General features: G+C 57.1%; 21 protein-coding genes. 8 read left to right on the plus strand and 13 right to left on the minus strand.

Going from position 1 to position 22,135, the window contains the following annotated elements:
- Nucleotides 1-54: 54 nt before the first annotated feature.
- The 5 genes from argF to HY868_01840 all read right to left on the minus strand — a co-directional run bounded on the left by argF (nt 55) and on the right by HY868_01840 (nt 4,744).
- On the minus strand, nt 55-996 hold the full coding sequence (argF, locus tag HY868_01820) for an ornithine carbamoyltransferase (protein MBI5300846.1): 942 nt from the start codon (nt 994-996) through the stop codon (nt 55-57).
- An 11-nt stretch (nt 997-1,007) separates the two neighbouring features.
- On the minus strand, nt 1,008-1,679 hold the full coding sequence (locus tag HY868_01825; protein MBI5300847.1) for an HD domain-containing protein: 672 nt from the start codon (nt 1,677-1,679) through the stop codon (nt 1,008-1,010).
- 9 nt (nt 1,680-1,688) lie between these two features.
- Nucleotides 1,689-2,231: a metallophosphoesterase family protein gene (locus tag HY868_01830; protein ID MBI5300848.1), complete on the minus strand. Its 543-nt coding sequence runs from the start codon at nt 2,229-2,231 to the stop codon at nt 1,689-1,691.
- A gap of 11 nt (nt 2,232-2,242) precedes the next feature.
- Nucleotides 2,243-3,121, minus strand: a complete 879-nt coding sequence (locus tag HY868_01835) for a hypothetical protein (GenBank protein ID MBI5300849.1) — start codon at nt 3,119-3,121, stop codon at nt 2,243-2,245.
- Nucleotides 3,122-3,220: 99 nt separating this feature from the next.
- Nucleotides 3,221-4,744 (minus strand): hypothetical protein, encoded by a 1,524-nt coding sequence (locus tag HY868_01840; protein ID MBI5300850.1) that lies wholly within the window; start codon nt 4,742-4,744, stop codon nt 3,221-3,223.
- A 233-nt stretch (nt 4,745-4,977) separates the two neighbouring features.
- Between HY868_01840 and HY868_01845 the strand changes: the two genes are divergently transcribed.
- The 5 genes from HY868_01845 (at nt 4,978) to hutH (ending at nt 11,388) form a co-directional block, all read left to right on the plus strand.
- Nucleotides 4,978-7,521, plus strand: coding sequence for a YncE family protein (locus tag HY868_01845; protein ID MBI5300851.1), 2,544 nt, complete (start codon nt 4,978-4,980; stop codon nt 7,519-7,521).
- A gap of 66 nt (nt 7,522-7,587) precedes the next feature.
- Nucleotides 7,588-8,193 (plus strand): HAD family phosphatase, encoded by a 606-nt coding sequence (locus HY868_01850; protein ID MBI5300852.1) that lies wholly within the window; start codon nt 7,588-7,590, stop codon nt 8,191-8,193.
- Nucleotide 8,194: 1 nt separating this feature from the next.
- Entirely contained in the window at nt 8,195-8,728 is a 534-nt protein-coding gene (locus tag HY868_01855) for an AAA family ATPase (GenBank protein ID MBI5300853.1), read from the plus strand.
- 15 nt (nt 8,729-8,743) lie between these two features.
- Entirely contained in the window at nt 8,744-9,826 is a 1,083-nt protein-coding gene (locus HY868_01860) for an endonuclease/exonuclease/phosphatase family protein (protein ID MBI5300854.1), read from the plus strand.
- Nucleotides 9,826-11,388, plus strand: coding sequence for a histidine ammonia-lyase (hutH, locus tag HY868_01865; protein ID MBI5300855.1), 1,563 nt, complete (start codon nt 9,826-9,828; stop codon nt 11,386-11,388). Before HY868_01860 ends, hutH begins: the two co-directional genes overlap by 1 nt.
- Here the strand turns inward: hutH and HY868_01870 are convergent.
- The 8 genes from HY868_01870 to HY868_01905 form a co-directional block, all read right to left on the minus strand.
- Nucleotides 11,357-12,142: an ABC transporter permease gene (locus HY868_01870; GenBank protein ID MBI5300856.1), complete on the minus strand. Its 786-nt coding sequence runs from the start codon at nt 12,140-12,142 to the stop codon at nt 11,357-11,359. The genes hutH and HY868_01870 overlap by 32 nt on opposite strands.
- 10 nt (nt 12,143-12,152) lie before the next feature.
- Nucleotides 12,153-13,100, minus strand: coding sequence for an ABC transporter ATP-binding protein (locus HY868_01875; GenBank protein MBI5300857.1), 948 nt, complete (start codon nt 13,098-13,100; stop codon nt 12,153-12,155).
- 6 nt (nt 13,101-13,106) lie between these two features.
- Nucleotides 13,107-13,712, minus strand: coding sequence for a hypothetical protein (locus HY868_01880; GenBank protein MBI5300858.1), 606 nt, complete (start codon nt 13,710-13,712; stop codon nt 13,107-13,109).
- A gap of 129 nt (nt 13,713-13,841) precedes the next feature.
- The gene (locus tag HY868_01885; GenBank protein ID MBI5300859.1) at nt 13,842-14,633 is read right to left on the minus strand and encodes a diguanylate cyclase; all 792 of its coding nucleotides are present in this window, start codon (nt 14,631-14,633) and stop codon (nt 13,842-13,844) included.
- Between the two features lie 83 nt (nt 14,634-14,716).
- Complete coding sequence (locus HY868_01890) at nt 14,717-14,926, minus strand: hypothetical protein (protein MBI5300860.1); 210 nt, start codon at nt 14,924-14,926, stop codon at nt 14,717-14,719.
- A gap of 156 nt (nt 14,927-15,082) precedes the next feature.
- Complete coding sequence (locus HY868_01895; protein MBI5300861.1) at nt 15,083-16,417, minus strand: hypothetical protein; 1,335 nt, start codon at nt 16,415-16,417, stop codon at nt 15,083-15,085.
- Nucleotides 16,418-16,593: 176 nt separating this feature from the next.
- Nucleotides 16,594-16,731: a hypothetical protein gene (locus HY868_01900; GenBank protein MBI5300862.1), complete on the minus strand. Its 138-nt coding sequence runs from the start codon at nt 16,729-16,731 to the stop codon at nt 16,594-16,596.
- A 67-nt stretch (nt 16,732-16,798) separates the two neighbouring features.
- Nucleotides 16,799-17,947: a DUF917 domain-containing protein gene (locus HY868_01905; GenBank protein ID MBI5300863.1), complete on the minus strand. Its 1,149-nt coding sequence runs from the start codon at nt 17,945-17,947 to the stop codon at nt 16,799-16,801.
- 789 nt (nt 17,948-18,736) lie between these two features.
- Here HY868_01905 and HY868_01910 point away from each other — a divergent pair.
- The 3 genes from HY868_01910 to HY868_01920 all read left to right on the plus strand — a co-directional run bounded on the left by HY868_01910 (nt 18,737) and on the right by HY868_01920 (nt 22,129).
- Nucleotides 18,737-20,134, plus strand: coding sequence for an ABC transporter substrate-binding protein (locus HY868_01910; protein ID MBI5300864.1), 1,398 nt, complete (start codon nt 18,737-18,739; stop codon nt 20,132-20,134).
- A 97-nt stretch (nt 20,135-20,231) separates the two neighbouring features.
- On the plus strand, nt 20,232-21,239 hold the full coding sequence (locus HY868_01915) for an ABC transporter permease (GenBank protein MBI5300865.1): 1,008 nt from the start codon (nt 20,232-20,234) through the stop codon (nt 21,237-21,239).
- Nucleotides 21,236-22,129, plus strand: a complete 894-nt coding sequence (locus tag HY868_01920; protein ID MBI5300866.1) for an ABC transporter permease — start codon at nt 21,236-21,238, stop codon at nt 22,127-22,129. The genes HY868_01915 and HY868_01920 overlap by 4 nt, the downstream gene beginning before the upstream one ends.
- Nucleotides 22,130-22,135: the final 6 nt, after the last annotated feature.

Consider the following 22,135-nt stretch of genomic DNA (forward strand, 5'->3'; position numbering starts at 1 on the left):
GCGAATGGCTAATCACGCATCACGCATCACGAATTACGAATTACGAATCGCGTTTCACTTTTTACTTTTAGCTTTCGGCTTTTTACTTGCCCCGCCCATCAACAACGCGAGAATCGCTTTTTGCGCGTGCATCCGGTTCTCAGCTTGATCGAACACGACCGAATGCGCGCCGTCCATCACTGCGTCGGTGATTTCGAGACCGCGATGCGCCGGCAAACAGTGCAGCACAATCGCGTGGGGCTTGGCGAGCGCGACCAGTTCTTCGTTGACCTGGAACGGCGGAAAAATTTTTGCGCGCTCCGCGGCTTCGGCTTCTTGCCCCATGCTCGCCCACACATCCGCGTACAACACGTCCGCGCCTTGCGCGGCTTGCCTAGGATCCTGGGTCAACGAAACTTTGCCGCCCAGCGCGCGCGCCTGGTTCACCGAGGCATCGTCGAGCGAGTACCCTTGCGGCGAGGCGCACACAAATTCCGCGCCCCCGAGCGCGCACGCAAACATCAGCGACCGCGCGACGTTGTTGCCGTCGCCAAAGAACACGACCTTCAACCCTTTGAGTGTGCCGAGATGCTCGACGATGGTGAGCGCGTCGGCGAGCGCCTGACACGGATGTTCCCAGTCGCTCAAGCCGTTGATGACCGGCACACTCGCAAACTGCGCCAGTTCGGTGACGTGCGCGTGCGCGAACACACGCGCCATGATTCCGTCCACATAGCGCGACAGGACGCGCGATACGTCCGCAATGCTTTCGCGTTGTCCCAAGCCGATTTCGTTCGGCGAGAGGTACAACGCTTGCCCGCCCAGGTGCAACATGCCCATATCGAACGAGACGCGCGTGCGAAGCGAAGGTTTTTGGAAAACCATCCCCAGCGTTTTGTTTTTGAGAATCGGTTTGTTGCCAGATTTGCGCCACTCGGCTTTGAGTTTTTTAGCCGTGGACAAGTACTGCGCCAGTTCCGCCGACGAGAGATCGGCAATCGCGAGAAAGTGTTTCATGAGTCTCCGTTTTACATCAGACGATTATTATTGATCATCAACGCGAACTGGCAACCCAGGAATTGCGCGGCGCGGCGACACATCAACATGCGGTTGAGAAAAATCTCAAAGTATTCCGACACCGCCGAAATCGTAGTGTCAATTTCCAGTTCGAGTGTGATCGTCTTGGCGTCGCGATCCACGCGCACAAACGAACGTTGCACCGCGTAATTGACGCGGTCGTGAATGTCGAACGTCTTGGGATCGGGATTTTGCACGCGGCTCACATGTACGTCCGCCTTGTCCGCGATGATGACTGCCGCTACAACAGGACTTGCCACCACACCAATCGGCTCTTCGTGATTGCCAATCGCGCCCATCACCAACGCGATTTCGTCGAATGGCATTTTCAAGCGCAGGAGAATTTCACGCGCCAGCAACGCGCCGGCAAGCGTGTGCCCATCGCGGTGAATCAAGTTGCCGGCGTCGTGCAACAACCCCGCCATCGCGGCGAGTTCGGCTTGACGCGGCGGATAGTCGAGGCGCGTGAGAATGTTCTGCGCGATGTGCGCGACCAATCCGGCGTGACGTTCGCCGTGCTCGGTGTACCCGAACGCGTTCATCATCGCGTTCGCCGCGCGCAGGTACGTGACGACTTCGTCGTCGCGGCGCAAATCATTGACGGTGATAGGCAGATCGGACATACGCAACCGTCACAGAGGAACGATGCGCCCTTTGATGGCGAAGGGCGTGATCTCCAAAATGCCAACCGTGCCACGACTGTTGGCGTTCGTGGGACGCGCGACGGAACCGGGATTGAACAACAACACGCCGCCGTGCATTTTGATGTACGGTTCGTGCGTGTGCCCAAAAATAATCGCGTCCACGTTGTCAAACTCGCGCAGCACTCCCGCATAGAGGTCTTGACGTTGCTTTTCGCGATTAAAGCGATAGACCATCCGCCGCACGAAACCGCCGTCGGTCAGCGCGCGATGTCCATGCACGAGACCGACCGCGCGTTCGGAAAACTCCAGGCGTTGTTTTTCTTGGAGATATTTTTTGACTTCGGGGCTATCCTGGTCGCCGGAAACCGCAAACGTCTGCGCGATCGGTTCGAGTTGCTGCAGCACCGTCAAATCGCACACGTCGCCCACGTGCAAAATGATGTCAATGCCGTTGAACAATTCGAGAATTCGCGGCGGCAACGCCGGAAGAATCGTTGGAATATGTGTGTCTGCCAAGACGCCGATTTTCATAGCGCACCCGATTAGAACCAGAGCGAGAATGCCATCACCAACATGGCGACGAGGATATACGACTGCACGTGCTGGACGTAGGCGCGTCCATCCCGGTCCATGCGATAACGAACTTGCCACAATAATTGCGCGATCAAACCTAACGCGACGATGCCCGCGCCGAGCGGCGTGTTGCTCCACACCAACATCAAGATCGCGCCGACCTGCAAAAGATTACTCCACCGCGTCCACTGCCCCTGCCCCAACGCCAGACCGATCATCGCGCGATAGACCAGAGTAAAGAGCAACGCCGCCGCCAGCGCCCAAAACGAAAACGACGCGAACGCGCTTTGCGCGATCAACCACGGAATCGCGACCTCGGTGATCGCGCGCAATCCCGCGCCGCGCGCCGAACCGAGACGTCCTTCGAGCAAGGCAAGCACCATCGCGACAACAGTGAGCGCGAACGGCGCGACGCCCAGCACCGCCGCGAGACTCAAACCGAGCACGCCGGCGAAAAACATCCCAATCGTTTCGGAGTCAATCAGGGGCCAAATCACGCGCCGCAGAAAATCAATCCGCCGTTTGATTTGCCAACGCAGACGCGCCCACCGTCCGCTCGGCGCATCATAGTCTTGCCAGGTTTGCGTGCGCGTCGAGGCGCGCGTCAACGCGGCGCGCAATTCGGAGCCGAACCACAACGCGCGCCACGCGCCGAGCAACGCATCGCACAGCAAGAATGACAAGATGAAAAAGAGCACGGATTGCCCTCGCCAACTCAACCCGCCAGACGCGATCGCGCCGCACAATGCCGCCCACGCGGGACCGAGAATCGTCAACGGGCGAGTGGGTCGAAAGTCGAGAGCCATCCACCGCCCGGCAACGGGGCGGGTGGAAAACGATTCGTCCATACAAACTCATAATAACACAAGGAAAAGAAATTTACAAACGGAGCGCATGTCGCGCGCAAAAAAATCCCCTCGCGCTTGTCGCACGAGGGGAAAACACGTTCAGCGATAGTACCACGGGTACGGTGATCGCCATGTCGAACGTGGGTACCAATTCGGCTGTGTCGGTACACCAGGATTGTTCCAATTCGTCTGCGGAGAAATAGTTGGGCTTGTTGGAACCAAATTCGTGGTTGGCGCACTTGGAGTTTTCGGGCGAGTGCGCTCATCATCTTCACGCTTGCGCTCGTCCTTGGTTTCGTGCGGACCCGCGCCATCGGGAGATTTGTTGCCATGACACACACTACATTTTTTCAGCGTGCCGGCTTCACCTTGCAACGCGATGTTTTGAATATTGTCATTCGGTTGAATCGTCGGCAAGATCGCATGCGGACTGCCATGGCACGCTTCGCAGTACATGCCGCCGTGTCCTTTTGAGTTGCGATAGAGCGTGTTCGGATTCTCCGCGAATTTGCTGCCATGACACGTTTCGCAACGCGGCAGATCAATCCACGGACGCCGCGTCGGACTCGCCACCTGCATCATTCCGCCATGGCACTTGACGCACGTTACGCCTTCTTTGTACATCACATCGCGCAAACACTGGGTCTGCTTGCCGGGGTGACACAAGTAGCAATCCTGGGTCGCGCTTGCGTGTTGGTTGTGCATCGCACGCGAGAGATTGGGCAGCGCGGGATTGCCGGGCATACCGAGCGCGTTCGAGCCGTGACACTTGGCGCAGAGCACCGGACGTTGCGACATCAAATTCGTGCGCTCGTTCAAATCGTGCAACGCGAGAATGTTCGTCTCGACGTTTCCGGTCGCAACTCCTTTCAGCCGGCGATCACCATGACATGTGTCGCAACTCATCTCGGTCGAAACCGGCGCGACCGTCGTCGTTTCCGCAAGCACGCGTCCGGTCGCGTTGTCCTTCGCGACCATCTTGACTTGTTGGTACGGGTACCAGTACTGCGGCGTGAACGCGGGTGCGCTATCGCGATACGGCGTCACCGGCACACCTTCGATCACAAAGTGATCGCCGCTCGGCGCCATCACGCCGGAGAGCCGCGCGCCGGTAAGCCCAACTTCGGGTTGCGATGCCGAAGGACTGCCGGGAAATAATTGTGCGGCGTATTGCCAAAAGTTACTTTTGCACCGTCCGTTCTTGCACGCAGAAAACGTATTGTCCACGATGCTGTACTCGACGCGATAGCCGGTCGTCACGATTTGCGGCTTGGTGTCTTGACGAATCAATTGCGCCCACAAGGTGTTGAATGGCGGCAACACCGCGAGGTTGGCAAAGTTCTCGTTTAAGCAGTGCATACCGAGATCGTTCCAACCGATCAGTTTGAATACGCCATTCGCGATTTGCGCGGGCGCGCCCGCCGCGCGCGACGCATCTGCCGCGCGCGCTTGTTCCGGCTCGGGCGCGATGAACACACACCGCGCGCGTTCAACTTCTGGCGCAAGCACTGCGACCGATGTCGGTGCGAACACAAACCAGACCGCGCCCACGATCAGCGCGACCGACACGAGAGCCATCGCGAATGCGCGCGAGTGCAATCTGCGCTTGGGAATTTTTTCCATTCTGCCTCCCTGGAACGTGTAGAACAAGTTTCTAACTTGTCCCGTTTTGTATGTACAGCAGACCCATGAGACAAGTTAGAAACTTGCCTTACGAATCTCCGCGCGAATGGTTGCATCCACTACGCTCGAATATTAAGGGAATATGAGAGAGCCAAGATTAAATCGGTCTCAAACCCACCTTAAATTTGTGTTAAACAAAAACCAACTTGACCGGCGTATTCGGATTGAGTAGAATGAACGCGATGAAAATCTTCCCACTTGCGCTTGTGCTCACGTCGCTGCTCGTCGCGTGTGCGAATGCAACTCCATCGCCTACGCCGTTCACCGCGCCGACGAACACACTCGCGATTCCCAGCGCGACGCCGCTGGCTACTATCGCGCCGCGCGCGTTCACCGCGTACCAACAATTCGCGTTGCGCGATGTGCCCGGCGCAGGTCGTCATCCCGTCGCGTTGGCAATGGCGAATGGGACGCTCTACGCGCTCAACTGGGTTAGCCGCAACATCGCCGTTTTGCAAAATGATCGCGTCGCGCGATTTATTCCGCTCGACGCCGCACCGAACGCGTTCGTCGCCGACCCCGCGCAAAATCGTTTGTTCATCGCAACCGACGACAAAATGCTGCGCGTGTTCGTCAACGAGCAACCGACCCAGGCACTAAACATCGGGGATACGGCGCGCGCGTTGTTGCTTATAGAAAATCGCTTGTTCGTTGGGTTGGATGCGCGCGGCGAGATTCTCGTCCTCGACCCCGCGACACTCAAAATCGAAACGCGGCTCACCGTTCCAAACTCGTTTACGATCATCCGTCTTGCCGGCGATGCGACGCGCCATCGCGTTTTCGCGAACGCGTACGAAAAAACCGCGGTGATAGACTCGACCAACGTGCGCGTTATCTCGACCATCACCGCCAAAGGCAGTTATCAAACTCTGCTCGCGGATCCGCCGAACGATCAGGCGCTCATTGGTATTTACGATTCGCAAACACAAACGTCGTTTCTGACCGCGTTCGATCCGCAGACCGGCAAATCGTCCGCGCGCGTGCGGCTCGGCGGCGACCCGCGCGAGGCAATTGCGAATCGCGATGGCTCGCGCGTCTACGTCGCCAATTCGTTCACGAACGACGTGAGCGTCATTGATCCGCGCGCCATGTCCAACCTCGCGACGATTGCGGTCGGACTACAACCCTGGTCGCTCGCGCTCGACGAAAACGCGCGTCGGCTTTACGTCGGCAACTATGAGAGCGACAGCATCAGCGTTATCAACACCGATAATAACCAGGTGCTTGCGACGATTCCGCTCGCGATGATGCCGACCGCGCTCGCGGCAAATGAAAGCGCGGGACGCGTTTATCTCGCGAACGCGTCCACCGATTCGGTGTTCGTCATTGAAGTTTCGCGCGTCGCACGTGAAATCGCCGTCGGGCGACATCCCAGCGCGCTCGTGCGCGACGCATCATCGAATCGCATCCTCGTCGCGAACCAAGCCGACCGTACGCTTTCGATCATTGACGAGACGACCTTCGCCGTGCGCGCGACCCAGCCCATCACGCGGTACGTCACGAGCGTCGAAGTGGACGCGCCGCGCGGGCGCGTGTTCGTCAACGATGTGATTCTCGATTACAATTCGCTATCACCCGTCGGCGCGTTGACGGCGCGCGGGTTTACGCTCAATTCGATCATCACGCCAACCGGTGTGCGCGTGAATCCAAATACAGGACACATTTACGCCACCGGCAGCAACGGTGTGCCTGGTTCAAATTCGCGCGTCGTCACGTACAGCATGGACCGCGCGACGCTCGCGCAACGCGGCACGCTGAGTTATTCCGGCAACACCGCGTTTCTCGACCTGGATCCTCTGACAAATCGCGTGTTTCTCGCCGGCACGCATCCGCTCGCGCAAACACACGAACTCGGAGTGTACGACATCAACGATACGAAAATCTTTTCGTTGCCGTTGCCCGCGCGCACAACCGGCATGGTATTCAACCCGCAAACGCGTCATCTCTTTCTCGCGCACGCCGGTTCGACAACCTTCACTTCCACGCGCCAACCGACCGCGGATAACACGATCCAGGTGCTCGACACCGATTCGTTCGGCGAGGTTGCGCGCATCGCGCTCGATGCGCCGGGCATGATGACGCGTCTCGGCAACACGATTTACGTCGCGACGAATCAAGGCACGGTCGCGCTGATTCAAGACACACACGCGCCGATGCCGCCTTCGCCCACACCGACGTTCACCTCCACACCGTACCCAACGCTCCCGCCGCTCACGCCGCGCGCATTAGCGACGCCCAGCATCACGCGCGCACCGGCTGTCACCACGCCCACCTGCGCGCTCGCGCTTGGCACTATCGCGTCGCAGAAATGGTCGCCGCAACTTGCGACCCGGCTCGGCTGCGCGACCGAACTCGAACGCGCGACGAATTTTGCGACCCAGGTTTTCGAACAAGGCGCGATGCTGTGGCGCGAAGATGAAAAACGCATCTATGTTTTGTTCGCGGATAAAACCTGGGCGCAGTTCGACGATGCCTGGAACGCGACGCTCCCGGAAGATTCGTGTCCCAATATCGTCGCGCCAGCGAGCGGCAAGCCCAAGCGCGGTTTCGGAAAAGTGTGGTGCGAGAAAACGAACGCACGCGCGAAACTCGGACTCGCGATCAGCGCCGAGATTGGGTATGCCGTACCGGCGCAACGATTCGAACGCGGTGTCATCTTTGCAAGCAATCCAGCCAATCGCGTTTGGGTTTTGTACGCGAATGGAACCTGGGAATAGAATCGAATGCAAATTGTGGGGCAATTTTCAAAATTGCCTGTTGCAGATATTCTCTAGAGGAGTGTCATGGCGATTCAAGCTGTCATTTTCGATTTAGGTGGAGTGATCTTACGAACCGAGGACCAAACCGCGCGACGCAAGTGGGAAGCGCGGCTCGGTTTGCGGGAAGGCGAACTCGAGCGCGCGGTGTTTGGGTGCGATGCATCTGTCCGCGCCTCCATCGGCAAGGCAGATGACGATGACGTGTGGAATTCGGTCGCCGCGCGGTTTGGATTCAAAGACGGCGACGCGAAACAGTTCCGTCACGATTTCTTCGCGGGCGATCACATAGATGTGACACTCGTGCAATTCATCCGCGATTTGCGTCCGCAGTACAAAACCGGCATTCTCAGCAACGCCTGGCTCAGTGCGCGGCGCACCATCATGGAACGCTTTGGGCTTGACCAGGTCGTAGATACCATCGTGATTTCGGCGGAGGAAGGCATCGCCAAACCGGACGCGCGCATTTATCAACTTGCCGCACAACGGCTAAGCGTCGCGCCGACCGACGCGATTTTTGTTGACGATATGCCGGAGAACGCGGAAGGCGCGCGGCGCGTGGGAATGCGCGGTGTGCAATTCAAAAATACCGCGCAAGCCATCTCAGAGGTAAAGCAGTACCTGGGCGAATGAAATGAAACGCGTCAACGTGATCGGCACGAGTGGTTCGGGCAAGACGACCTTCGCGCGCGACCTCGCGCGACAGCTCGGCTGTCCGCACATCGAACTCGACGCGCTACACTGGGAGCCGAACTGGGTCGAGGCATCGCGCGAAGTGTTTCGCGCGCGCGTCGAATTGGCGACGCGCGGCGAGACGTGGACGCTCGACGGCAACTATAGCAAGGCGCGTGATATCGTGTGGGGGCGCGCCGACACGGTCGTCTGGCTCGATTACACGCTATCAGTCGTCTTGTGGCGCGTGTGGTGGCGGACGATCCACCGCGGAATCAAACGCGAAGAATTGTGGAACGGCAATCGCGAAAATCTACGTATGGCATTTCTCAGCCGCGATTCGATTTTGCTGTGGTCGCTCACGACGTACCATCGCCGCCGCAAAGAATATCCCGCACTCTTCGCGCGACCTGAGCACGCGCATTTGACGATTGTGCGATTACCGTCACCGCGCGAGGCGATGGCGTGGATGGCGCGCGTGAAACGTGAAACGTAAAACGAGAGGAGCCGATTGATAAAATCACTTTGGAGCACCGCGCGGCTCATCATGTTTGCGCGCGTCTATTTTGTTTTTCTTTTCGGTTGGGCGATCCTGCACGCGATTTTTGGAGATCGCTGGTCGTGGTTGTTCTTACTCAACTCGTTCGCGCCGTATCTGTTCGCGCCGGCGCCGCTTGTGTTTGTTATCGCACTTACTGTGCGGCAACGTCACGTGTGGATTGGATTCGGCGCGGCAGTCACACTTGCCATGTGGATGTTCGGCGGATTTTTTCTGCCCAAACTAACTCCTTCGAACTCAAATGGTGCGACACTCGACATGATGACGTACAACATGCTCTACGTGAGCGAGAATACCAGCTCAGTGACTACGATCATTCGCAATGCAAACCCCGATGTTGTCGCAATCCAGGAACTTACTCCGCCTGCCGCGGAGGCGATACGACGCGATTTAGGAAACGCGTATCCATTTCAAATTCTTGACTTGCAAGACGGCAAAAGCGGGATGGGCGTAATCAGTCGTTATCCTCTGCATGATACGGGCGAGTCGCTCCCTGGCGAATGGAGTAATGCTCCACAGGTTCTAACCTTGGAGTGGAACGGAACAAACGTGACGCTTCTCCACATTCATGCCATCTCGCCGAATTTTTTACCGAACAAAATGTGGGCGACGATTCGCGAACGCGAACGACAAGCAAGGACAATCGTTGAATTCAAGGATGTCCGACCGGTTCCCATCGTCGTCCTGGGTGATTTCAATGCCGGCGAGCAAAGTGAAGCATATCACATCCTCTCACAAGGGTTGACGGATTCGTGGCGAGAAGCCGGCTGGGGATTGGGTCATACGTTTCCGGGAATTCTGATTGATTCTTTGCCGCGAGCAATTCACGATGGATTGGCTGTTGCCGGTTGGGAATCGCCAACACTTGCGCGCGTAAACACCGGCATTACAGTACCGCTGTGGCTCATCCGCATTGACTATATTTTTCACTCACATCACTGGCAAGCTGTGTCCGCGCGAATTGGTTCATGGGACGGCTACTCCGATCATCGTCCCGTAATCGCAAAATTAGTTTTGACCCAGGATGCTAAATGATTTCTCTCAATGGCGAACACTTTACGCTCGACGATGTTGTTGCGATTGCACGCGATAACGCACCCGTCGCACTTGCCGATACCGCGCGACCCAGGATTGACGCGAGCCGCGCCTGGGTGGACGACTTGCTCGCGCGCGGCGCGCCGACGGTCTACGGTATCAACACCGGCTTTGGCGTTTTCGCCAACGTGCCGATTCACGCCGATCAATCCGCGCGGCTAATGCGAAACCTGATTCTCAGTCACAGCGCGGGCGTCGGCGATCCGCTCCCCGAACAAGTCGTCCGCGCGACGATGGCGATACGCGCGAACACACTCGCCAAGGGATTCTCCGGCGTGCGCGCAGTTGTGATTGAAACACTAATCGCAATGTTGAATCGCGGCGTCCACCCGATCATTCCGTCGAAAGGGTCCGTCGGCGCGAGCGGCGACCTCGCGCCACTCTCACATCTCGTCCTCGTTCTCTCGCGCGATGCGGACGATCGCGACGAAGAATCGGGCGAAGCGATTTATCGCGGCGAACGCGTGAGTGGCAAACGCGCGATGGAACTCGCCGGGATTCCGCGCATCGAACTGCAAGCGAAAGAGGGACTCGCGCTCAACAATGGCGCGACTGTTTCGGCGGCAATCGCATCGTTCGCGATTGCGGACGCGGAGAATCTCGCGCGGCACGCGGACATCGCGGTAGCGTTGTCGCTCGAAGCGATGGTCGGTCGGTCGTCGCCGTTCGACGAGCGGATTCACCGCGCGGCGGGGCACGCCGGACAAATCGAGACGGCGCGCAACATTCGCGCGTTGATCGAGCAGAGTCAACTGCTCGATTCAACGCGCAAGGTGCAGGACGCGTACTCGTTTCGCTGCGCGCCCCAGGTCATCGGCGCGGCGCGCGATGCCATTGCGTACGCGCACAAAATCATCACCGAAGAAATCAACGCGGCGACGGACAATCCGTTGATCTTTCTCGACATCGCCGACGAGAACAAATCGCGTTCGGGCGGCAACTTTCACGGCGAGGGGATTGCGTTCACGATGAACTTGCTCGCCATGGCAGTTGCGGAGATCGGCAGCATTTCCGAGCGACGCGTGTTTCGCTTGACGAGCGCGCATCTCAGCGATGGCTTGCCGATGATGCTCGTCGAAGGCGGCGGCGCGAACAGCGGCTTGATGATGGCGCAAGTCACTGCCGCCGCACTCGTTTCGGACAACAAAACGCTCGCGCATCCCGACAGCGTGGACTCGATTCCGACGAGCGCGGATCAAGAGGATCACGTTTCGATGTCCACGAACGCGGCGCGTCACGCGCGCGAGATCGTGTGGAACACAACGCGCGTCCTTGCGATTGAATTGATCGCGGCGGCGCAAGGCATTGATCTGCGTTTGAAAAACCTGGGACGCGGGGTCGAGATGCTGGGACGCGGGACGCGCGCGCTTCACGCGCAGATTCGCGCGGCGATTCCGTTCCTGGATCGCGATCGCGTGCTCGCGCCAGATATTGAACGCGTAGTGGAGTTGATCCAAGGCAAAGAATTGATCACTGCTGATCCGCGCGCTCCCACCACATAAACGTCGCGAGCATTCCGGCGAGACTCGTGAGCGCGACGATCACAAAACTGATCGCGCCGAGATTCGCGGTTTGCACGCCAGCCGTTCCGGCGAACAACGCAGGCACCGACCACGGAAAGTACTCGCCCCACCCCATCACCGCGAGGACTTGAGCGAAAAGAATCGCGAGAATCGTGATGCCCATCGGCGGCAAATAGCCGCGTCCCGCGCTCGCGGAAAACACAATCGGTGTCACAAGCGCGATTGTGAGAACCGACGTGATCGCGAGCGTGGCGCCGCCTTGCACCAAGATTTCGATTGGCGCTGGCGCGAGGGCAACCGCGTTGCCCACACCGAGACCGATGATAAAACTCAGCGCGGACAAGGCGAATGTCCACACTGCGACGACGATCAGCTTGCTCATCACAATCACAGAACGCGCGGTCGGCAGCGCGAGCCAATCCTTCACCGTGCGGTCGGCAAACTCGCGCCCGAACACCCAGGTCGCGACAAGTCCGAACAGAACGATGCCCCCAATCGCCTCCGCCTGCGCGAGGAAACCCAGGTACGTTTGCCAATCCGCCGAGCCAGCCGCGATTTGCGCTTTAGCGCTGATGAGTCCGGCGCGTCGCGCGAATTCAGGATCGCGGAGAATAACCATGAACAAGCCGCCCACGAGCGGCGCAATCGAAAATCCGAGCGCGGTCAACAGCGGCATTTTGGAACGACGCACTTTGAGAAACTCAACCCAGAGTGCCTGCGATAAATTGTTCATCCCGTTTCTTTCATAAATTGGACGCGGAGCGGTCCGCGTCCAAATCATCTGTCATCCCGACAAGCCGCAAAAAATAATGTTCGAGATCTTCTTGCTCGACGTTGAGCATCGTCGGCGCATGACCCGCATTCACGAGCCGCGTCGCAATGTCGTCCGGGCATTCGACCGCACGCGCGTCCTTCACTTCGATGAAATCGTCTTGGGTAACTATCGTTGCAAAGCCGGACGCGACGAGCGCGGCGCGCGCGGCGCGATTATCGCGCGTACGAATGACGAGGCGACGGTAACGATTGCGTTCGAGTTCATCCACGTTCAACTCTTGGAGCAAGCGTCCGCGATGAATGATGCCGATGCGTTGCGCGAGCCGCGCCACTTCGCCGAGAATGTGGCTCGACATGAACACGGTGACGCCCTGCTCTTGCGCAAGTTCGCGCAAGAGGTTGCGAATCTCGACAATGCCGGCGGGATCGAGTCCGTTCGCCGGTTCGTCGAGAAGAAGCAACTTGGGCGCGTGCATCAACGCTTTGGCGAGTCCCAGTCGTTGCGCGTTGCCGAGCGATAGCGTGCCGGCGCGGCGATCCGCGTACGCGCTCAACCCCAAACGTTCGATGATGCGCTCGACCGCGCGCGCGTCCGTGCCGGGACGCAGACGCCGGATCGCGTCGAGATTTTCGCGGACGGTGAGTTCGGGGTACGCGTTCGGTGTTTCGACGAGATAGCCAACCGCGTCCCAGGGTGGCTCGTCCCGAGCGCGAAGACGCGTACCGAGCAAAACCGCTTCACCGGCAGTTGGCTTGATCATGCCAAGCAACATGCGGATCGTCGTCGTCTTGCCTGCGCCGTTGAGACCCAGGAATGCGTAGATTTCGCCGGTTGCGACGCGCAGATCCAAGTTATCCACCGCGGTCACATTGCCATAGCGCTTGCCGAGATGATGTGTTTCGATAGCTGGGTTCATTGCTGTTTAGCGTCCAAAATACAACGCGGCAAAATTCACCAATCCAAAAATCAATGCCGCGAGTGAAATGAGCACGAACATTGAACGCAAGCTACTCGTGCCGCGCACTACGGACGACCACGCCACCATCGCCAGCCCTACCGCAAAAATCAACACGACGAATTGATAACGATCGGCTCTCTCGCCGGCTTGCTGTCCTTCTTCAAATTTGGCGACCGCTTTGGAGTACAATTCGTCCGCTTCCTTGTTCATCTCATCGTAATACTTGTCGTCGAACGGACCCTCTGGACGTTTGACGCTCGCTTTGAGCTCGTCTGAAAAATTATCTTGATAGTACTCGGTGAGATCGGCGTTGCTTTTTTGATGGGTAAAATATCCATCATACATCGCGTAATCTTGCAAAATATGTTGGTTCGTGCGCAAGAATTCCGTGTTGGACAACGACAGGACTTTTTGTCCTTCGACGTTCGCGTCCGCCTGCGCCGAACCCGCAAGCGTTCCCTGGTATGCCGACCACGCGGTCATCACGCTGAGAAGCGTGATCAACGTACCCATCACAAACTCGGAAACGAGTATGGCTACCAAACCGTGTGGCTTAGATGATTCACTCATCAAATCCTCCCAGATCAAATATGGACGCAAGCATATCACCAGTCGCGGGGCACGTCAACCGATTTGCTCGGAAAGAGTGTGCGTCAAGTTTTTGGGTGATGAAAAAACCTTGCGAAGGTTGAAGGGCAATCATATTTGATTTGTCGTCAAAACCTTCGCATTTATCGAATTCGTTGAATCACAAAAACCTTGAGCGACAATCGTTCGGTCCTTTCCCGCCTTCTTGGCGACGTAGAGCGCCTTGTCCACCCGTATCAAGAGATCATCCAGATTGGAAATACATGAACAAAATGTAATCACGCCAACGCTCACGGTAACTCCAAATTCGATTTGGTTGAAATCAAAGCGCGCTTGCGCCAAACTTGTACGAATACGTTCGGCAAAGAGCCATGCCTGTGCTTTGTCCGATTGTGGAAGCAAAAAGACGAATTCTTCGCCGCCGTAACGCGCAAACGCGTCAATTCTGCGTGATTGAGACATGCAAATACTACTCAACTGGCAGAGCACTAGATCACCCGCCACATGTCCATATGTATCATTGATGTGCTTGAAATTATCCACATCAAACATGATGACGGAAAAAACTCCAGCATAGCGCCTAGCCCGCGCCAATTCGCATTCCGCAAGTTCGATCCAATGTCGCCGATTGAATGCGCCGGTCAATCCATCGCGAATGGCAATCTCGCGTAACTGGGCTTGGAGGTATTCAAGTTGAAACACCATCCGCAGAAAGAGGTAATTGAAAATTGGAGCGATAATCACCGGGGCGGCAATCGCGAAAAAGATGACCTGATTTGAATTCTCGCCATACCAAAGATGGTTGATGCCGATGGAGATGACGACGGAACAGAGGACTGCCACAATCGTCGTTACCACCGACGCCTTGATGATCCCTAATCGCAGGATGAGTCTTCGTAACACCGATTCCTACCTCATCTGTCATTCGCTGGAAAAATTACTAGTTTTTCTCGGTTCGGTTGTCCGATGCGCGTCAACCAGGAAAATCATTCAACAATGTTGGTTTCTTGAAACACCGCGCGCTGATCTAGCCGTTCGAGGTCAACATAGAGTTTGTTCGCGGATTCGATTTGATCGAGCAACCACCGCGCTGTCGTCGGCTTGCCAACCCGGCGCATGCCGGTAATGACAATCACACGATGATCCGGCAAGGCATCTTTTAGCGCAGGAAAAACTGATTGAGGCAGTGTTTTCATAGTCAGACTGTACGTTTTTTCTAATTTTCTGTTAATCCCAATACCTTCGCCAAATCGTTATCGCCCGTTTTTTTGGCGAAGGTGCTGAATCCATAACTAACATTTTATCGCATAACGCTTCTAAAAGTGCTCTGGCTTCCACCTTCTTCCATCCCTTCATCCCCTCGTGTACCAAATGAGTATCGCGAGCAAGATGAGTAAACCCAGGGCAAGTATCGCGCCAATTTCCGCGAGGATGACCTTGCTCCAGTTGAGCGGTTTCTCGCCAGATACGTTGCCGGTCTGCCCATTGACCAACACCTGGTACCGCTTGCCTTGATAATCATACGTGCCAACCCAGACCGGCAACAGAATCAACTTGAACGTTCGCTGCGCCACGACAATATCGTCATTCAAAAAATTGCTGTAATCTTGAACGACGCCATGCAAGTCGAATGATTGGATCGCTTGGTCGCGCATCTGCTTGTATGCCTGCTGCGCGGCATCGGCTAACGATAACTGATAGACCTCAGCTTGCCAACCAGCGAGAAACCCAGGTTCGTACTCGACGACTTGTTTGAGATCAAAAGGTAAAAGCGCTTGGAGCGATTTCAAAACCGCACTCCGTCCGGCGTACACGAGCACATCGTCGAAATCTTTTTCGTACCACAGTTGACGCGACAAGGAATCGCCATAATTCACCAATCGCTCAGTCGCAGAATAGGTCGTCGGCTCGACGCGATAATGAACCAGGCACCGAATTTGCGTTTGCCCATCGAACGTCCAGAACGGCAAGTAGACACCACGCAATTCGCGCGAACGCGCCAGCCGAACAAGATCATCCGCCATAAACCAACCACCCGCCAACCACCGGTGAATGTGCTGGCGCGCTTTATCATTTTCGAATGCAAAGGGGATGATCGCGTGAGGAAGAACAAGGTCAGGCGTCGGTGGACGCACGAGAACCCTGGCTGAAGCGCAAAACGGACAGATCGTACTACTTTGATTTGCTGGGAGGAGGATGGTCGCGCCGCACGCTTCACAGACAAGTTGTCCTGAAACGAGCGCCCAATTTCCAGATGCCGATTGGCGCAATGCCGTGCCCAGGTCTTGCTCGGTGTCCGCCGCGTTCGGCGCGGCTAATTGTTCAACCCGACCGCAATCAGTACACGTCAGACTGGCGCAATCCGGATCGAAGCGTTGTTGACCCGCACATGTGGGACACTGAAACGCGTATGCCTGGGCAAGCGCGCTCGGCGACGCGAGGTCAACGCGACTCGCGCGTTCGAGGAGAATTTTTGCCGGGAGTGAGGCAGGATCGAGTTCGAGAACCTTCCGCAAGCAATCCCGTCGCTGGTCGGGTGCGTCGCACACCGCCGCGAGCCAAAGCCAGGCACGCGCATTCTTGGGGTAAAAGCGCGCGGCAATATTCAAATAGCGCAACGCGTCCGCCGTATTGCCGGCGCGCGCCGCGATGATGCCTCGCCCCAAGAACTCGTGAATGTCAATCATGATTCCAAATCCTGTCAGCGAATCTGGGACGCGTCAACGTTCAACGCTTCAAGCAACGCGCTTGCCGCCGTACCCTTGCTGACCCTCAGGTCGTACGCGCGCGCGATCAACTCGTTGTGCAGTTCAAACCATCGCTTGCTGAATCTAATGCTTGGAGAAACGTCAATAGACGAGGTTCAGCCCAGCCAGAATGCAAGCGCGATAACAAGACCAATCACACCACCAATCGCCATTACCACCAGTAAACAACCCTTGCTGCCATACTTGTCGTACACATCGGTCAAACTCAGGATCGTGTCAATCAGATCGCTCATGCTTTGCTCCTGTGAATCTTGATGCTTTGGTTATATCCAGAGTTCTACACCGCTACCCGATCAATTCTCACATTGAAGATACAAGCGCGCCGATAGGGCGATACTCGAGATCAAATCCAAAATGCCTGGGTCCCAGTGTCGCGATACCGATCGGGGTACGGAACGCCGGATCGCCCGGCGCGCCGATAACCGCGACGTTCATTCCCTCCGCGAGGTACGTGTTGGTGATCGGCTCGCCCGTGTCCGATGCGACAACGGCGATGAGATCGGGACTCGTCACGAACGGCTGACCATCACGCCAAGTGATGTGATGTTCGTTCTTGAACCAGATGCGAAATAGGTGTCCCGCGAATTCTCCCACGCCGGCAATGTCCGTCGTCCCAATTTGATAACCGCCTTTACTTTCCCATTCGCGTTTGGTGATGCTGCCTTTGAACAATACGACACCCTCCAAGAATTTTGCGGCGGCGCGCACGGGGTCTTGCCGGCGTTCGCGCGCCTCGCGGATGATTTTGCCCACGGCGAACGCGCGACTGAGCGTGCCCTGGATGACCGCGCGTTTCATCTCGGCGACCGGCATCAGGTACGCGGCAACCGCGCAGATCGCGTACGGGTCGGGCATTTTGGTGATGATCGAAATGCCTTTCGCGATTGCCTCTGCCACGTCGAGACTCGTCGCGTGTTTTAGCAGGAGAACATTTCCCCATTCGTCCGCGATTGCCGCGGGCGCGAAGGATTGCTGCTGCATTGCCGGCGTGACCTGACTTGCCTCCGGCACGGCGCGCCCGCTTGCATCGCCATCAATCAGTTTCAGTTCGAGTTCGGCGGCGGCATACAGCGGCGTCGCCGTGTTGTTCGCGCCTAACTCGATTGGGAAAATCGTCGTGATGCGTTTGCCGGTGTACGTTTCCAATTCGCGCACCGCGCGCGGCATCGCCGTGCCGAGCGCGCGCGTGCCGTAACCCGGATACGTCTGACCTTCTTTGAAATCGGCGGGACGCGGCGCGGTCGAGCCGACGGAAAATACCGCGCACGCGAATCCTTCGTCCGGCAATTCGCGCGCATCAATCCATTCGATTGGTCTGCCGCGATCGAGAATACGCTGGAGTGATTCGCGTCCAGCTTCGGGACGACCGCCGCCGCCGGTGCCAAGCAAGGTCAAACCGCGAATCAAATCCTCGGCTTGGCTTCGATCATTCAATTTACACGTAGGCATGATTTCAGCTCCCTGCTCAAAATGGGATACTCGAAGCGAAACGCGCGTCGCCCCATCGGTGAAGACGAATCCGGATCGCGCACGTTGTACTACAAACACATCCAAGTGTCAACGCGATGAATACCGGGTGTGCGTCAAGTTTTTGGGTGGTGAAAAAAACCTTGCGCAGGTTGAGTGTTCCAAAATTTTGACGGACACCCATAAATACCGCCGTGATTGACAAGAACTTGAAATGCGCTAGAATGGATAAAACTTCGAGCGACATTTTTTCTTCCACGGGATTGGTTGGTCCTCAAAACTTGACACACTCACTCGAATATTTTTCGCACCTACCCAGCCCATCCTTGCGAATGGTACGAACCACGATGCCGAGACATCGCGCCTGCCAACCATCTCACGGTTGAGTAGTCACTATTTTTTCTCTCTAACGACGCGCCGTTCCTCGCGTGAGGAATCGGAGAAACAAATTCATAGAGGAGGAGAAGTATGTCTCAATTTTTTAGCCGCGCCTTGATCGCAGCAATGTTTGTGCTCGTGATCGTTGCCGTCGCCTGCGCCCCAGCACCCGCGCCGACCACGGCACCAACTGCCGCGCCCAAACCCACCGACGCGCCCAAGCCCGCGGCAACGACTGCGCCGGCAACCGCCGCTCCGGTCGCCAAGCCGACCGATGTGCCCAAGCCAACCGTCGCCGCTCAGCCAGCGACGCCCAAGGTCTTGATCGTCGCGAGCGGTCAAGACATCGCCAACCTCGACCCACACACCGGCGATGGGTACTCGAACCGCGCGATGCACCGCAATGTCTACGATCCACTCGTGCGCTACGAAGGCAACCCAGCCAAGATCGTACCCCAGCTCGCCGAATCGTGGACGATTTCGTCAGACGGTTTGGAGTACACGTTCAAACTGGTCAAAGACGCCAAGTTCCACGATGGGTCGTCCGTCACTGCCGAAGCCGTCCAGTACTCGTTCAACCGTTCGCTCAAGTTGAAAAAGGGTGGCAACTGGATGTTTGCCTCGGCGATGGACGACAAGAGTGCGACCGTCGTTGATGCCACGACCATCAAGATCAAATTGACCAAACCGTTCGCGCCCTTCATGTCGGTGCTTCCCTGGATGTTCATCGTCAATCCCAAAGTCGTCGAAGCGAACAAGGGCGCGGACGATGGGCAGACCTGGCTCAAGGATCACGAAGCCGGTTCCGGTCCGTTCGTCATCAAGCGCTGGGAACCTGGGAACCTCTACGAACTCGAACGCGCGAAAGAGTACTGGAAGAAAGACGGCGCGGGCAATTTGACCGGCGCGATCTGGAAGATCACGCGCGAAACATCATCGCAACGCCTCGCGGTGCAAAAGGGTGACGCGCACATCGCGGTAGACCTGACCTACGATGACATGGTCGCGCTAAAAGGTTCGTCCGGCGTCGTGCTCGCGATGGAACCGGAATTCCGCACCTTCTCGCTCAAGTTCAACACGCAGAATGGTCCGCTCACCGACGTGAATCTGCGTAAAGCGATTTCGTACGCGTTCGATTATCAAGCGATGCTCGACGCAGAAGGAACGGATCACGCGGTCCTGATGACCGGTCCCTTGCCGCCCGGCATCCTGGGCGCGGATCCGAAACTCGACGTCTATCGCACCGATTTGACCAAGGCGAAAGAATTTCTCGCCAAATCCAAATCTCCGACCGGCGGCATCAAATTATCGTACATCTACGTGTCGGGTCTCGAAATCGAGCGTAAGTTCGGTTTGATCCTGCTCGATAGTCTCAAGAAACTGAACATTGATCTCGACGTCAAGCAACTCGTCTGGACGGACATGGTCGCGTTGACCAAGGAACCCAAGACGACGCCCGATTTCTTCCCAGTGTTCCAGACCGCGAACTATGCCGACCCGGACAACATCGCGTTCCCAACGTATCACGGTTCGCAAAATGGCAACTGGACGAATCCGACGTACAACAGCACCAAGGTGAACGAGCTGATTGACAAGGCGCGCACCGCGACGACTGAGGCTGAACGCGTCAAGCTGTACAGCGATCTGCAAAAGCAACTCGTCGAAGACGCGCCGGACATTTTCGGCGTGCTCGAAAAGCGCAAGCTCGCGATGCGCGATTCCGTGCTCGGCTGGAAGTTCGTCCCCATTGCGTCGAACGCGATCGAGTTCTTCCCGTTGTCGTTGAAGTAAGTCACACACTGTCATTGCGAGCGGAGCGAAGCAATCTCCAAGCGGCTTGGAGATTGCTTCGTCGCTCCGCTTCTCGCAATGATAAATTTGCTATCGCATGGCATCCTACCTGATTCGTCGCATCCTGTTCATGATTCCCGTCTTGATCGGACTGTCAATCCTGACATTCACGATCTCGCATCTCATTCCCGGCGACCCGGTCATGCTCGTCGCCGGTCCGCAAGCAACGAAAGAAGAAATCGCCGCGCTCGCCAAAGAGTACGGCGTGGACGAACCCCTGCCGACGCAGTACGTGCGCTACGTTTCCGGCTTGGTGTGCGGCGATCTCGGTCGCTCGATCATGACGCGTCGCCAAGTCGCCGACGACCTCCGTCTATTTTTCCCGGCGACGATTGAATTGATCCTCGCGGCGATGTTCGTCGCGATCGCGCTCGGCATTCCGTTCGGCATCATCTCCGCCGTCGCGCGCGACCGCGCGCCCGATAACTTGATCCGCGTTTTTTCGCTCGCCTTTATTTCCTCGCCGCGATTTTTCCTGGCGCTCCTTTTGCAAATTCTGTTTGGCATCATCATCGGCGTTCTGCCGCTTGGCTCGCGCTTTCCCACGCTCGAAGCGCCGCCGCCCACCGTCACCGGCTTTCTCACGCTGGATTCGATCCTCGCGCAAAACTGGGACGCACTCGGCACTGCGCTCAAACACATGATCCTGCCGGCGTTCGCGCTTTCGCTCTCACCGCTCGCGACGATCACGCGGATGATGCGCGCGAGCGTGCTCGAAATTCTGCAACAGGATTACGTGCTGACCGAACGCGCGCTCGGCTTGCCGATGAATTTGATTTTGTTCAAGTACGTGCTCAAGAACGCGTTCATCTCGACGCTCACCGTGATCGGTCTGTACTTTGGCTGGCTGTTAGGCGGCTCGGTGCTCGTCGAGACCGTCTTCGATTGGCCCGGCATCGGCTTGTACGCGACGACCTCGATCATCTCGCTCGACTTTCAACCGATCATGGGCGTGACGCTTATCATCGGCGTGACGTTCGTCATTATGAACGTGATCATTGATTTGATGTACGGTCTGTTCGATCCACGGATTCGGTACACATGACCATTTCACTCACTCGCTGGCGCGAACAAAATGCAAGCCGCATCGAAAATTGGCAGCGCGGCTTTTATCGCTTTCGGCAGAGCAAGCTGTCACTCGTCGGGTTGGCGCTCATCGTGTTCATTTTTCTCGTCGCGATCCTGGGTCCGTATTTCGTGCCGTACCCCCAAGACGCCGAAGGCGCGATTCGCGTCAAGGAACGCTTTCAACCGCCGAGCGCGGCGCACTGGTTCGGCACGGATGAGCTGGGACACGATGTGTTCACACTCGTCGTCATCGGCTCGCGCGTGTCGCTGTCGGTCGGCGTCATCGTGCTCATCATCGCGACGACGATTGGCATTGTGCTGGGCGCGCTCGCCGGCTATTTCGGCGGACTCGTCAACGAAATCATCATGCGATTCACCGATATTTTCCTGACCGTGCCCAGTTTGATTCTTGCGATTGCGATTGCCGCCGCGCTCGGCGCAAGCATTCAAAATATGATGCTGGCGATTTCGCTCGTGTGGTGGCCCGGTTATGCGCGCTTGGTGCAAGCCGAAGTATCGTCGCGCAAACAGGATTTGTACGTGCAAGCCGCACGCGCGTCCGGCGCAAGTCATTGGCGCATCATCTTTACGCACATCCTACCGAACATCACCTCGCCCATCATCGTGAAAATGTCGCTCGACATGGGCTTTGCGATTTTGACGGCGGCGGCGCTCGGTTTCGTCGGCGTGGGCGCGAAGCCGCCGACGCCGGAGTGGGGCGCGATGTTCAGCGCGGCGCGCAGTTACGTGCCGCAGTACTGGTGGTATCCGATTTTTCCCGGCTTGGCATTGTTCATTACCGTGTTCGGCTTCAACCTGCTCGGCGATGGCTTGCGCGATGTGCTCGACCCGCGCGCAAAACGATAACGCGAA

This window comes from Chloroflexota bacterium, from assembly GCA_016219275.1.
Taxonomy (GTDB): domain Bacteria; phylum Chloroflexota; class Anaerolineae; order UBA4142; family UBA4142; genus JACRBM01.